The organism is Nocardia panacis, assembly GCF_003598715.1.
GTDB lineage: Bacteria > Actinomycetota > Actinomycetes > Mycobacteriales > Mycobacteriaceae > Nocardia > Nocardia panacis.
In genome coordinates this window covers 71,234-84,729 of the sequence record NZ_QZFU01000013.1, presented here as the reverse complement: position 1 = coordinate 84,729, position 13,496 = coordinate 71,234, and the positions used below count along the sequence as shown (strand labels likewise).

The following is a 13,496-nucleotide window of genomic DNA, read 5'->3' as shown; positions in this document are numbered from 1 at the left end:
CTTAGATAATCTAAGCACTGCATAGAATTTTGTCCAGAACCGATCGCATAGGCTGCACAGGATGACCCGGAGCAGCTACCACCACGGCGCACTGCGTGACGCACTCATGGACGCCTGCCTGCGGCTGATCGAGGCCGAGGGCATCGCCGCCGTGAGCCTGCGCCGGGTGGCCAGGGCCGCCGGAGTCAGCACGGGCGCGCCCTACCATCACTTCGCCGACCGCGCGGCACTGCTCTCGGCCCTGGCCACTCGCGGCTTCGAGCTGCTGCGCGACGATCTGGCCGCCGCGCGCGCCACCGCCCCCACTCCCCTGGCCGCGCTCACCGTCATGGCCGCCGCCTATGTCGAATTCTCCAGGGCGCATCCGGCGCATTTCCGGCTCATGTTCCGCCCCGAATTGTCTCAGCCGGAGAAGAATCCGGCGGCCATGGCCGCGGGCGACGCCGCGTTCGGCGTCCTGGCCGACACCATCGCCGAGTGTGTCGCTGCGGGCCTATTGCCCGCCGACCGGGCCGACGCGCTCGCAGTCGCCTGGTGGTCCATCGGTCACGGGATCGCCTCCCTCTGGCTCGACGGGCAACTGGACAAGCGTGCTGCCCAAATGGGCACTCCCACCGCCGATCTCGTGGATCAGGTGATGACGACGTTCACCGCGCTGACCGGTCGCGGTTGACGAGCCTCACCGCAGGTGTTCGATGACCTCCGCCATGGCGGTCATATCGTGTTCCAGCACCGAGAAATAGGTGAAGCCGAACCGTTCGGCCCGCTCGCGCAGTTGCTCGGCGCGTTGACGCGGCGTCCCGACGAGCAGGGTGGGCATATCCTCCGGCGCGGCAGGAAGTTTCGGATCGAGGAAGTGCGCGTAGCGATCGAGCAGACCGGAACGTTGCGAGGGACCGACGACCCGCTGCAGCATGCTGTTGAGTTCGATGGGACGCGAGCCGACGAGCTCGCGGATGTAGGCGATCCGCGCCTCGGTCGCGGTAGCCGTGGCCATGCGCAGCTTCGCGCCGTCGCGGGCCGCCGCCGCGCCCGGTAGCGCGATGATGTCGGCATATCGCGCCGCGACCCGGAGCAGTCTGTCGCCCCAGCCAGCGATGAGCATGGGCGGTCCGCCGGGTTGGGCCGGTGGGAAGTCGGCCCGCGTGAAGAGTTCCCGCAGGGTGGCGGCCGTCCGGGCCAGGTATTCGATGCGCTGACGCCCGGTGGCGAACGGTATGCCGGCGGCCTCGAATTCGGCGCGCACGTACCCGGCTCCGAGTCCGAGTTCCAGTCGACCGTCGACGCACCGATCCGTCCCGGCGACATCCCTGGCCAGCAGGACCGGATTGTAGAACGGTGTATTGAGCACGAATGTGGACAGGCGAACCCGCGAGGTGGCTTCGGCCGCCAGCACCAATGCGGGAAATGGACTCGGACGTCCGAGATGATCCGGTACGCCGATCACATCGAATCCGGAATCCTCGGCCCTGCGGCATTTCTCGACCCAGCGGGCGCGGGATTCCAGTGCGAGCAAGCCGACACCGAAGCGCAGCGATCCCATGGCGACTACCGCCCGCGCAACATGGCGATGACGGGTGCGAACTTCTCCCTAGCGTCCTCGTGCACGGTGATATAGCTGAACCCGAATCGTTGGCGATTTTCCAGCAGCCGTTCGGCAATCTCCTCGGATGTCCCGATTTGCAGAATCGGCAGTTCCTCGGGCCGGTCGGCGACCTCGGCGGGCAGCGCGGACCCCCATTCCTCGAGCAGCACGCGCAGATACGCCACGCGCTGCTCGGTCTCGGCGATTCCGGCGACCCGCAGCGAGCCATCGGCCGTGGCCCCTGCCCCGGTGAATCCGATGATGGCGGCGTGCTCGGCCGCGACGCGCAGGAGTTTCTCGCCTCTGGCGGGAAAAGGCGCGGCCAGGCCAAGATGATCGGCCACCCCGGTCACGTCGTAGCCGAATTCCTCGGCACGCCTGCACTTCTCGATCCATCGGGTGCGGGAATCCGGGGCGACTGTATTGACTCCGAAACGGAACATGCGCTGCGATGTCATGATTCTTTTTCTACCCAACCGCGTCGCGGAATGCCACGCCAAATGTCGCGGTGCCGGGCGAGTGGGCCAATTCTGTCCTACAGTGAGCGCCAGATATTTGCCGATCGATAGCGCACTCCGACACGAGAGGGTCAACCAGATGACCGCACAGCTGGATCCGGCGGTACAGGAGTTCGTCGACGCGCTCAATGCCAATGATGCCGACCGTTTGTTCGCGGTGCTCACCGAGGACGCGTCCATGTCCGACGACGGCGTCGAGCGCGATCTGTCGCAGTGGACCGATTCGGAGATCTTCCGCAGCAACGCCAGGATGGCGATCGAATCGGTCGGTCCCACCAGCACCGAACTGGTTGCCGACTACACGAATTCGCGCTGGGGCTCGATGCGCACCACGTGGCGCTTCACCGTCCGCGACGGCAGGATCAGCCGGTTCGAGACCGGGCAGGCATAGCGCGCTACCTGATATCTTGCGGACGTGTTCGTAGCGCCCCGGTACGGTTCCGGATCCCTCGCGGATCTCTTTCCCTCCCTGCTGGCGAGTCTCGGTGTCCCGGGTGAGCGGGATCGGCTCGGGCTGGGTTCGGCGCGGCGGGTCTGCGTGCTGCTGGTGGACGGTCTGGGGGCCGAGGCGCTGGCCGCGCATCCGGACGAGGCCCCGTTCCTGTCCGGTCTGACTCCCGAGGTGATCACCGCCGGATTCCCGACCACCACCGCCACCAGCCTGAGCAGTCTGGGTGTCGGCGTGCCACCGGGTGAGCACGGCGTTGTCGGCTACTTGCTCAATGTGCCCGGCTACGAACGGATGTTCAGCCCTCTGGCGTGGAAAATGCACGGCGACAGCAGGGATCTGCGCTCCCAATTGGTGCCCGAGCAGTTCCAGCCCACCCCAACGGTTTTCGAACGCGCCGCCGCCGACGGGGTCGCCGTCGCGACGGTCGCCCCGCGCTATCAGGATGGTTCGGGTCTGACCAGGGCGGTGCTGCGCGGCAGCGAGTTCCTGCCGAATTTCTCCGGTGGCGATCTGGTGGCCGAGGTGGCGCGAGCGTTGCGGGCGGGCGAACGCTCCCTGGTGTACACCTACCACGGGGACCTCGATATGACCGGCCATGTGCGCGGCCCGAATTCGCCCGCGTGGGGGTTGGAATTGGCGCATGTGGATCTGATGGTCCGCGAGATCGCCGAACGACTACCCGAGGACGCGCTGCTGGTGGTGACCGCCGATCACGGCATGGTCGAACTCACCGAACGCGTCGATTTCGACGATATCGCCGAATTGCGGGCGGGCGTAGCGCAACTCGGCGGTGAACCGCGCGCCCGGCACGTCTATGCCGAAGCGGGCGCGGCCGCCGATGTGGCGGCCGCTTGGCGGGAGTCGCTCGGGTCGCGTTTCGAGGTGCTGGCGCGCGACGCGGCCATCGCCAATGGCTGGTTCGGGCCGAAGGTCGCTGGACATGTGGTCGACAGCATCGGGGATGTGGTGGTGGTCGCGCGCGGCTCGGCAGGGGTGATCCGCAGCGGGGTGGAGCCGTTGCAGTCGGGTCTGATCGGCCATCACGGGTCGCTGACCTCGGCGGAGATGTTGGTGCCGCTGCGCACCTACCGGTCCTGACACACCTAGGCCCTAGGCTTGGGGCATGAAATCCACTGTGTCCCGGATCGGTTTGGTTGTCGCGGCTCTGGCCCTGGCGCTGACCGGTTGCTCGGAGGTGAAGACGGTGCTCAACCAGGGCGGCGACACCCCCTGCAACGAATACATCAAGCAGGACCCGGACACCAAGCGCACCACGATCACCAAATTCGTCAAACAGCAGGCCAATGACGGGCACGAGCCCGCGGGCACCGTGGTGGATCTGACCATGACATCGGTGGACCTGCTGTGCGGTGTGCAGGCCAATGCGCAGACGCCGATCAAGAACGCGGACGTGCCGGGGATTTTCCTACGCAAGTGAATTCGGTGCCCGTCCTCGCGCCGCGCCCGGTGCGTACGCCATCATGAGAGTGCGAATTCGAGAACTCGAGACGACGATGGGTTGACGAGGTGGCACACGCGCGCAGCCTCACTCAGCAGCGGGCGGATCTGGAACAGGAATGGGAGCGGTGGGCGAGCGCTCCCCCTGGTCCGCATCGGAGCACGCTGCTGCGGAGCGAAGTGGCCCAATCCTGGGAAAGATCCCTGCACACGGTCGATCCGGCGCTGGCGGTCGCGCCGAGTCGGGGGGATATCGCCGCCCGCTGGACCGAATCGCCACTGCGCCAACCGATCACCCAATTGGGCGATCAATTGCGCTCCATCGCCGAGGATTCCGGCTATCTCGCGGTGGTGACGGACGCCGAGGGCACCATTCTCTGGACGCGAGGCGATCGCGGCCTGCGCAGACAGGCCGAGGCGGTGAATTTCGCGCCGGGCGGGTGCTGGGACGAAAGCCATATGGGCACCAACGGTTTATCGCTGGCCCTGCACACGGACCGACCGGTCACCGTATTCTCGGCCGAACATCTGGTGGCGGCGCTGCACGGCTGGGTCTGCTACTCCGCGCCGATTCACGGACCCGACGGCCGACAACTCGGCGTCCTGGACCTGTCGAGCACCTGGGAGCGTTCCCATCCGCTGGTGCTGTCCTCGGTGCGGGCGCTGGTGACGGCGGCCGAGACCATCCTGCGCGCCAACGCGCCCGCGCCGACGCCCGGCGTGCGTTTGGAATGCCTCGGCGCCACCCGACTGCTGCGCGACGGCCGACCGATCCCGTTGCCGCCGCGCCAACTCGAGATCCTCACGCTGCTCGCCCTGGTCCCCGGTGGTTACACCCCTGAACAACTGCACACCGCTGTCTACGGGGACCGCGCGATCTCGACGAGCACGCTCAAAGCCGATGTGTCACATCTGCGTCGGGCCACCGGCGGCGGGATCGCGCCGCGCCGCTACATGTTGACGGGGCCGATCTCCTGCGATGCGGTGGATCTGCTCGCCGCCGTCGCCGCGGGCGACACCACCTCGGCGGTGTGGCTGTATCGGGGTCCGCTGCTGCCGGGTTCGGATACACCGGGGGTGGCGCAGTGGCGTGCCCATTTGGATGTCGGTGTGCGAACGGCGGTGCTGCACAGCGACCGTCCCGAGCACGCGCTGTCCTTCGGTGAGCGGGTGCCCGCCGATATCGAAGTGCACGAGCACGCGCTGCGGCTGCTGCCGCGCGGGGATGTGCGCCGTGCCGTGGCCACGGCACGATTGCATACCGCGTTGCGAAGTTGAGACCCGCCACCAACCTCGCACCAACCAGGGTGGGCCATAGTGGCCCCCGTCAGAAGATGTTTGCGCGAGAACAGAGGTCACATGATCTACGCCAAACCGGGTTCGGACACCGGCATCGTCAGCTATGCCACCCGCTACGACAACTTCATCGGCGGCGACTGGGCCGCGCCGATCGAGGGTAGATACTTCGACAACCCCTCCCCCGTCGACGGCGAGACCTTCTGCGCTGTCGCGCGTTCCACCGCCGCCGATATCGATCTGGCGCTCGAGGCCGCCCACCGCGCGGCCGAATCCTGGGCCGCCACCTCGGTCACCGAGCGCGCGAATATCCTCAACAAGATCGCCGACCGGTTGGAGAACAGTCTCGAACCGCTGGCCGTCGCCGAGACCTGGGACAACGGTAAGCCGATCCGCGAAACCCTCGCCGCGGACCTGCCTTTGGCGGTGGATCACTTCCGGTATTTCGCGGGCGCGATCCGCGCCCAAGAGGGCAGCATCGCCGAAATCGACGCCGACACAGTGGCTTACCACTATCACGAACCGCTCGGCGTGGTCGGTCAGATCATTCCGTGGAATTTCCCGATCCTGATGGCCGCCTGGAAGGTGGCTCCCGCGTTGGCCGCGGGCAACTGCGTGGTGCTCAAACCGGCCGAGCAGACCCCGGCCTCCATCATGCTGGTGGTCGAACTGATCGCCGATCTCCTACCGCCCGGTGTGTTGAACGTGGTCAACGGATTCGGTGTCGAGGCGGGTAAACCGTTGGCGTCGAGTCCTCGGGTGGCCAAGGTCGCCTTCACCGGTGAGACCACCACCGGCAGGCTGATCATGCAGTACGCCAGCGAGAACATCATTCCGGTCAGCCTGGAGTTGGGCGGTAAGAGCCCCAATATCTTCCTGCCCGATATCGCTGCGCAGGACGACGATTTCTTGGACAAGGCCGTCGAAGGTTTCGTCATGTTCGCGCTGAACCAGGGCGAGGTGTGCACCTGTCCGTCGCGGGCGCTGATCCACTCCTCGATCTACGACGAGTTCATGGCCCGCTGCCTGGAGCGCACCAAGGCGATCCGGGGCGGCAATCCGCTCGACGACGCCACCATGATCGGCGCGCAGGCCAGCAACGACCAGTACGAGAAGATCCTGTCCTATATCGATATCGGCAAGCAGGAAGGCGCGCGCGTGCTCACCGGAGGGGAAGCACGCAAGGTCGACGGTCTGCCCGGCGGGTACTACATTCAGCCCACCATCTTCGAGGGCGAGAACACCATGCGGATCTTCCAGGAGGAGATCTTCGGACCGGTGGTCGCGGTGACCAGATTCGATACCGTCGAGGAAGCGGTGCGCATCGCCAACGACACCCTCTACGGTCTCGGCGCGGGCGTGTGGACGCGCGACGCCACCACCGCCTATCGGATGGGCCGGGCCATCAAGGCCGGTCGGGTGTGGACCAACTGCTACCACGCCTATCCGGCGCACGCGGCGTTCGGCGGCTACAAGAAGTCCGGCATCGGCCGGGAGAACCACAAGATGATGCTCGAGCACTACCAGCAGACCAAGAACCTGCTGGTCAGTTATTCGCCGAAGAAGCTCGGGTTCTTCTGATGCAAACCAGGGCGCATCGGGTCGAGATGACCGAGCCCGCACGCGATGTGTTGCGCCGGTTGATCGAACAGCACGGGCCGGTGCTGTTCCACCAGTCGGGCGGCTGCTGTGACGGCAGTTCCCCGATGTGCTTTCCGGCCAAGGAGTTTCGCGTCGGAGCCGCGGATGTGCTGCTGGGCAGCCTGTCCTGGCACACCGAGTTCTGGATGAGTGCCGACCAGTTCGAGCTGTGGAAGCACACGCACCTGACCGTCGACGTGGTCGACGGTCGCGGGAGCGGGTTCTCCCTCGAAGCGCCGGACGGGGTGCGGTTCATCATCCGCTCGCGGTTGTTGACCGACGCCGAGACCGAGGCGTTGGCGGCCGCACCCCCGCCGCGCACCGGCGCCGATCGTATGACCTAGGTACTGGGACCAGGGCCGAAAGAGACGAACCGGCGACGGCGTCCGCCAGGTGGCACGCAGACCCACCTGGCGGACGCCGGTTTTTTCTACCGTCCGGGCAGCAAGCGCAGACTCCGTGTGACGGTCATCAGGAAGCGCTGCCAGCGCTGCTGCGAAACCAGCGGCGGCGCATCCAGATTCATGAATCGGGTAACGACGATCGTCTGCGGTTCGGTGAATTTCAGCAGGCCGTCCGCGCCGTGCCTGCGGCCGACGCCGGAGATCCCCATGCCGCCCATCGGCGCGGCGGTGCTGCCCCAGGCGGGCGCGTAACCCTCGTCCACGCAGACGGTGCCCGCGTGCAGTTGGCCCGCGATCCGCTCGCCCTCGGCCTTGGTGGCGGCCCAAACACTGGCGTTGAGGCCGTATTCGGTGTCGTTGGCCAGCCGGATGGCTTCCTCGACATTGTCGACCGGGTAAATGGAGACCAGCGGGCCGAAGGTCTCGTTGCGGCCGCATTCCATCTCGTCGGTGACCTCGCTCAGCACCGTCGGCTCGAAGAACAGCGGGCCGAGGTCGGGGCGGGCCTTGCCGCCGGCGAGCACCTTCGCGCCCTTGGAGGTGGCGTCGGCGACGTGCTTGGACACCGTTTCCAGTTGGGATTGGGAGATGAGGCTGCCGATATCGGTCGAGTAGTCGTAGGCCGCACCGAGTTTCGCGGCTCGTACGGCGGCGAGGAACTTCTCGGTGAATTCCGCGGCGACGGACCGTTCGACATAGAGCCGCTCGATGGAGATGCAGAGCTGTCCGGCATTGGAGAAGCAGGCGCGCACCGCGGCCTTGGCGACCTTGTTCAGGTTCGCGCCGCGGGCCACGATCATCGGGTTCTTGCCGCCGAGTTCGGCGGAGAAGCCGATCAGCCTGCGTCCGCACTGTTCGGCGAGGGTGCGGCCGGTGGCCGAGGAGCCGGTGAACATCAGGTAGTCGCAGATGTCGACGATGGCGGTGCCGACCACGGTGCCCGGCCCGGTGACCACGGCGAGCAGGTCGCGCGGCAGGCCCGCCTTGTAGAGCAGGTCGGCGGCGGCCAGTGCCGAGAACGGGGTTTGACTGTCGGGTTTGACCACGGCGGCGTTGCCCGCCAGCAGGGCCGGTATGGCATCGCCGATGGACAGCAGCATCGGATAGTTCCACGGTGCGATCACGCCGACCACGCCCTTGGGGCGGTGGCTGACCTCGGTGCGATTGAGCACCGGGAACGCGCCGGGAACCCGGCGGGGGCGCAGCAGGTCCGGGGTGACCCTGGCGAAATAGCGGGCGGCGAAGATCAGGCCCATGATCTCTTCCTGTGCCGCCCACCGCGCCTTGCCGGTCTCGGCCTGGATGACATCCATGAGCGAGTCGCGATGCTCCACCACCAGCGCGCGGAAGCGTTCCAGCACGGCGGCCCGCTCGGCGGGCGTGCGTTCGGCCCAGCCTGCCTGCGCGGTGCGCGCCCGCGCGGCGGCGGCGGTCACGTCCTCGGCCGTGCCGACCGGGACGGTGCCCAGCCTCGCGCCGGTGAACGTCTCGGTGATGGTCTTTGTCGGGCGCGTTTCCGCGATCGCGGCCAGCGCGCTCAAACGGTCGAAAACGGCGCCTTCCGGCGTCGGCATCATTGCCTCCTACTTGTGAGTAACCGCGAGATACACACAATCTACGCGTTGGAAGCGAGCGCTACACATGCGGGCGCGCTCGGCGCAGCGGCGAGTTCGGCAGAGCGCGGGGTCGTGTGCCAACGTGGCGTCCTCGCGCGGATCGTGTTGAAGCAAGGTGGATCAGGAGGCGGAGTCGGCGGAGGATCCTCCTTCCCCGAAGAGGTCTCCCGCACTGCTGGCGCTAGGGGCGCCAGGGGGGCGAGGGGCGCCGGTGCCGAGCGCCTCCGGAGAAGGTTCGGACAAGGCGGATTCCGCCCTGGCGGCGAGGCCGGTCGAGGCCGGTTGAAGTCCAGCATCGAGCAATCGGCCGGTATCGTTGCAGAATACGATTTGACGGCCTGCGTATATCGGCGCCGCATTCTGGAATGCGAAAGCCTCTCTATTGACGAGAAACGGTGCGATGACGACATCGTATGGTGTTTCCGGATCGTTGAACATGCCGCGAAGCAGAAAACCCTCCAGCTCGGGACTCCCCGGTTCAAATATCTTGACTTCAAGATTCTTCAGATCTTCCAGTTTTATTCGGTAGTGCAAGACGACCGGGTCGGAGTGCCTCGACCCCAACTTTTCTGCGAGCAGCAGGTTATCGCCGGTATAAAACCCCTGTCCGACATCGCAGAAGTATCTGGGATATCGCGTATCCACACCCCCGGCACGGATAAACCTTTCCGCCCCTGCATGGGTTGCGTGATAGAAGTCGATCACCAGATCGCTTCCGGGCGATCCTCCTTCGCGGCATGCCCGCAACGCGGACAGCCAGTCCCCGCCCCGGCTCGGACCCGTGGTTTCTTCGGCGAACTCCTCGAATACGCGCATACGTGCCCGCACTCTTTCGGGCCACTCCGCTGGTGGCCCCAACGTCACCAGCAGGGCCTCGACTTCTTCTGCCGACATGTGGCCGATGGGGCCTTTCACCGCAGGAGAGGTGGGGCGCTGCAACGGCGGAGCTGTTCGCACATGATCGCCGCCACCGACGAGCAGCTCGTGCCGATCTGTGCGCGCAGCCGGACCGATCGTGGATGCGGCCTCCACCTCTTTGCGTGTGGTCTGCTCGATGCTTTCCCGTATCGTGTGCGGAAATTTGCGGTGTACGTCGTAGGTTCGCTGGGCAGCTTTGTCGATCGCGTCGGCGAGGCGTCTGAGGGCCTGCAGCATTCTCGCGGCGAGTTCGCCGTCACCCAACCCGCTCATGTATCGCGTGGGGCAGGCCGCGCGCCGTGGCCTGCGTTCCATGCGTCGCGGACCAGACCCTCGCGCAAAGGGTCCGGGGCGTCACACTGAACCGAAACTCTATGGTTGCCACCGCATATCGCGCATCTCCGCTGACCAAGGGGTGAACCAGGGGCAATTTGCTGCCGTCGACTGCTGCCCGCGCTTTCCGGGCGTTGAGCGTGATGGCGTTCCAGGGCTGCTGCCATCGGTGCGCTATCGGTCACCGCAGCCCGCGCCTGCGCGCACGGGATCGCCCACCTGCCCGAAGGGTGGATGTGGCCGTCTCCGCGGATTCGGCCGCCGCTGGTTGGTAGCGATTTCGGGACATGGCGCAACTCTAGCCACGAAACCAACACTTGTATCCGACGGGCGTCATAGACTTATGTTTCAAACATATGTTTGTAACAATTGAGGTGGAGCACGGTCGGCAATCGCGCGTCAATTCGAGTCTCGCTCAACGGGATACATGACGGCGACATGGGTATGGGCGTGGCCGTTCTGTTACGTTCGGCGAATGTTCAGAGCGAGGCTCGGTGTCCGCACGCGGATACTGGCGATCGCGCTCGTCCCGAGCCTGACTCTGCTCGTGGTCGGCGTGGGCGCGGCGGGATACCTGGTGAACGAGGGCACGCACGCGAAATCGTGGGCCTCGCAGATGCAGAAGGCCATCCCGAACACCAGGGAACTGCTGGAAGCGGTGCAGCTCGAACGTCAGTTGACGCTGGCCCAGTTGGCGGGCGACGACACCGCCGGTCCCGCTCTGGCGGGCGCCCGCGTGCGCCTCGACCACGCGCTGCGCGGCCTACTCGAGGCCTCGGTGGGTCTGCAACAGTTGGAGTCGTCCAAGATCGGCGACAATGTCGCGAACTTCGCCACGCTGGCCCAATCGATGACCCAGATCCGTTCCCAGATCGATGCGGGCATGCTGCCCGCCCTCGACGCCTACGGCTTCTTCAACCGGCTGCTCGATGTCATCCAGGTGGGCACCACCATCACCGAGCAGACCGCACCCGACGCGCAGATCGCCATCGAACTCGATATCGGCATGCGCATTCTCTACGCGACCGAATCCATGTCCCGCAGCAACGCTTTGGGCCTGGCACTGGTCAACGGCAACGGGCAGGGCCTGGTGCCGCTGGAGGAGTTCCAGCGCAACGTCGGCTACTACCACACCGAGATCGCCTACCTGACAACCGAACTCGACCACCTGCAGCGCGACGGCGCGAAGTCGCTCACCGGCTCTCCGGCGTGGCAGTCGCTCACCGCGATGGAAACCGCCATCGCCCAGCGCAATGCGATCATGGCCAACGCGGCGGCCAATCCCGCCAACACCCAGTCGGCGCTGAAGAAGACCGCCGACGCGCTGCCGCCGCTGCCGATGGGCATCCCCGAATGGCAGGCCGCGGCCGCCGAGGTCAACAAGAAGCTGGTCGACACCTGGATCGCGCAGAACAGGGCCGCGCAGCAGCTCTCGGCCCAGAAGGGCGACGATTCGGCGACCCGGTCCCTCTACGCGGGCGCGGGCGTCATCCTCGTCAGCTTCACCGCCTTCCTGGTCGCGCTGCTGATGGCCAACCGAATCATTCGGCGACTCAAGCGACTTCGCGGCGAGACGCTGCAACTGGCCGACGAACGCCTGCCGGAGATGATGCGGCGGCTGCGCGCGGGCGAGACCATCGATCCGGCCGAGGAATCCCCCGTCCTCGACTACGGGCGCGACGAGATCGGCCAGGTGGCCTTGGCATTCCAGCACGCGCACGCCGCCGCCGTCGCGGGCGCGGTGGCCGAGGCGCGCACCCGCGAGGGGGTGCGCGCGGTGTTCCTCAATATCGCCCATCGCAGCCAGATCGTGGTGCACCGACAGTTGGAGATCCTGGACGAGGCCGAACGGCAGCAGGAGGATCCGGCGCTGCTCGACACCCTGTTCCGACTCGATCACCTGGCCACCCGCGAACGCCGCAACGCCGAGAACCTGATCATCCTCGGCGGCGGGCAGCCCGGTCGGCAGTGGCGCAACCCGGTGCCGCTGATCGACCTGGTGCGCAGCGCCATCGGCGAAACCCTCGACTACGCCAGGGTGCGGGCGGCGCGGCTGCCCGAGGTGCATATCGCGGGCGGTGTGGTTGCCGACCTCATCCATCTCATCGCCGAACTGGTCGACAACGCCACCGCGTTCTCCCCGCCGCAGTCGCGGGTGGAGGTGACCGGCAATATCGTCGGCAAGGGCGTGGTCTGCGAGATCACCGACCAGGGTATGGGCATGGCCGAGGCCGAACTGGCCAGGGTCAACGAAATGCTGCGCAACCCACCGGATTTCGGGCTCGCCGCGCTGTCGGCCGATTCGCGGCTCGGACTGTTCGTGGTGGCGCGGCTGGCGGCCAGGCACGGTGTGTCGGTGCGGCTGGTGGAGTCCGATTACGGCGGTATCCGCGCCATCGTGCTGGTGCCCTCGGCGCTGCTCGCGGGCGCGGATCTCGGCTACGGGCCGCCGGCCGAGATCCCGCAGACGGTTGGGCGGCACGCCGATTCGCCGCGGCCCGCGCTGGAGGCGGCCGCCGAGCCCGTCTCCGCCCCGGTGGCGACGCTGCTGGCCGATCCGCCGAAACCTGTGGCGGACAACTCGTTTCCGACTCCCGACGGCCGAACCGCCACCGGCGACGGCCGTCCCGCATTGCCGCGACGCAACCGGCAGGCTAATCTCGCACCACAGTTGGCGGACGCGGCCCACGCCGCCCCGCCGACCGAACACCCCGAACGCGTACGCTCGGCCGAACAAGCCCGAGATCTCATGTCCGCCATCGAGAACGGTACCCGACAGGGCCGAAAGCCGTTGTCCGACACGGATTTCCCGGCGTTCGGCAGATACGACCGGACGCGCGCGTCCACGGACGAACAGGAAGGCTAAGTGTCCACTTCCAGCCCAGGCGATCTCAATTGGCTACTCGACGACCTGGTGGACCGGCTCGCCGGCGTCCGCCAGGCGGTGGTCCTGTCCACCGACGGGTTGCTGCTCGGCCGCTCCAGCGCGATGAACCGCGAGGACGCCGAACATTTCGCCGCGATGTCGTCCACCCTCTACGGTCTGGCGCGCAGCGCGGGCGCCCGCTTCGACGGCGGCGGCGTGCGCCAGGCGGTGATCGAACTGGACCGGGCCGTCCTGTTCGTCACCGCGGCCGGCGAGAATGCCTGCCTGGCCCTGCAGGCCGCCGAATCGGCCAATCTCGGCATGGTGGCCTACGAAATGAATCTCACCGTGCAGCGGGTGGGCAGTTACCTGTCCACCGGCCCGCGGCACGGACTGGCGGAGTTATAAGG

Annotated in this window: 13 protein-coding genes; 9 read left to right on the top strand and 4 right to left on the bottom strand. The window is 66.7% G+C overall.

What is annotated here, in order from left to right; translation table 11 throughout:
* The first annotated feature begins 61 nt into the window (after positions 1-61).
* On the top strand, positions 62-673 hold the full coding sequence (locus tag D5S18_RS05370) for a TetR/AcrR family transcriptional regulator (protein ID WP_120038635.1): 612 nt from the start codon (positions 62-64) through the stop codon (positions 671-673).
* A gap of 6 nt (positions 674-679) precedes the next feature.
* On the opposite strand, the gene D5S18_RS05365 is transcribed toward D5S18_RS05370, so the two are convergent.
* Positions 680-1,543: a TIGR03621 family F420-dependent LLM class oxidoreductase gene (locus D5S18_RS05365; protein ID WP_120038634.1), complete on the bottom strand. Its 864-nt coding sequence runs from the start codon at positions 1,541-1,543 to the stop codon at positions 680-682.
* Positions 1,544-1,548: 5 nt separating this feature from the next.
* The gene (locus tag D5S18_RS05360) at positions 1,549-2,043 is read right to left on the bottom strand and encodes an LLM class oxidoreductase (protein ID WP_120038633.1); all 495 of its coding nucleotides are present in this window, start codon (positions 2,041-2,043) and stop codon (positions 1,549-1,551) included.
* Between the two features lie 139 nt (positions 2,044-2,182).
* On the opposite strand from D5S18_RS05360, the gene D5S18_RS05355 reads away from it, so the two are divergent.
* The 6 genes from D5S18_RS05355 (at position 2,183) to D5S18_RS05330 (ending at position 7,293) form a co-directional block, all read left to right on the top strand.
* Entirely contained in the window at positions 2,183-2,494 is a 312-nt protein-coding gene (locus D5S18_RS05355) for a nuclear transport factor 2 family protein (RefSeq protein WP_120038631.1), read from the top strand.
* A gap of 24 nt (positions 2,495-2,518) precedes the next feature.
* Positions 2,519-3,652, top strand: coding sequence for an alkaline phosphatase family protein (locus D5S18_RS05350; protein WP_120038629.1), 1,134 nt, complete (start codon positions 2,519-2,521; stop codon positions 3,650-3,652).
* Between the two features lie 25 nt (positions 3,653-3,677).
* On the top strand, positions 3,678-3,992 hold the full coding sequence (locus D5S18_RS05345; protein ID WP_120038627.1) for a hypothetical protein: 315 nt from the start codon (positions 3,678-3,680) through the stop codon (positions 3,990-3,992).
* Positions 3,993-4,081: 89 nt separating this feature from the next.
* On the top strand, positions 4,082-5,290 hold the full coding sequence (locus D5S18_RS05340; RefSeq protein ID WP_120038625.1) for a transcriptional regulator: 1,209 nt from the start codon (positions 4,082-4,084) through the stop codon (positions 5,288-5,290).
* 81 nt (positions 5,291-5,371) lie between these two features.
* Positions 5,372-6,889 carry an acetaldehyde dehydrogenase ExaC gene (gene exaC, locus D5S18_RS05335; RefSeq protein WP_120038623.1) on the top strand — a complete coding sequence of 506 codons (1,518 nt, stop codon included), beginning with the start codon at positions 5,372-5,374 and terminating at the stop codon, positions 6,887-6,889.
* A complete protein-coding gene (locus tag D5S18_RS05330) occupies positions 6,889-7,293 on the top strand; it encodes a DUF779 domain-containing protein (RefSeq protein WP_120038620.1) in 405 nt (134 codons plus the stop codon). The genes exaC and D5S18_RS05330 overlap by 1 nt, the downstream gene beginning before the upstream one ends.
* Positions 7,294-7,379: 86 nt before the next feature.
* On the opposite strand, the gene D5S18_RS05325 is transcribed toward D5S18_RS05330, so the two are convergent.
* Both D5S18_RS05325 and D5S18_RS05320 read right to left on the bottom strand, forming a co-directional pair.
* Positions 7,380-8,927: a succinic semialdehyde dehydrogenase gene (locus D5S18_RS05325; RefSeq protein WP_120038833.1), complete on the bottom strand. Its 1,548-nt coding sequence runs from the start codon at positions 8,925-8,927 to the stop codon at positions 7,380-7,382.
* A gap of 162 nt (positions 8,928-9,089) precedes the next feature.
* Positions 9,090-10,151, bottom strand: coding sequence for a hypothetical protein (locus tag D5S18_RS05320; RefSeq protein ID WP_158607802.1), 1,062 nt, complete (start codon positions 10,149-10,151; stop codon positions 9,090-9,092).
* 544 nt (positions 10,152-10,695) lie between these two features.
* On the opposite strand from D5S18_RS05320, the gene D5S18_RS05315 reads away from it, so the two are divergent.
* Together D5S18_RS05315 and D5S18_RS05310 are read left to right on the top strand one after the other, a co-directional pair.
* The gene (locus D5S18_RS05315; protein WP_120038616.1) at positions 10,696-13,086 is read left to right on the top strand and encodes a sensor histidine kinase; all 2,391 of its coding nucleotides are present in this window, start codon (positions 10,696-10,698) and stop codon (positions 13,084-13,086) included.
* On the top strand, positions 13,087-13,494 hold the full coding sequence (locus D5S18_RS05310; protein ID WP_120038614.1) for a roadblock/LC7 domain-containing protein: 408 nt from the start codon (positions 13,087-13,089) through the stop codon (positions 13,492-13,494). It abuts the gene before it with no gap.
* The last annotated feature ends 2 nt before the right edge of the window (positions 13,495-13,496 follow it).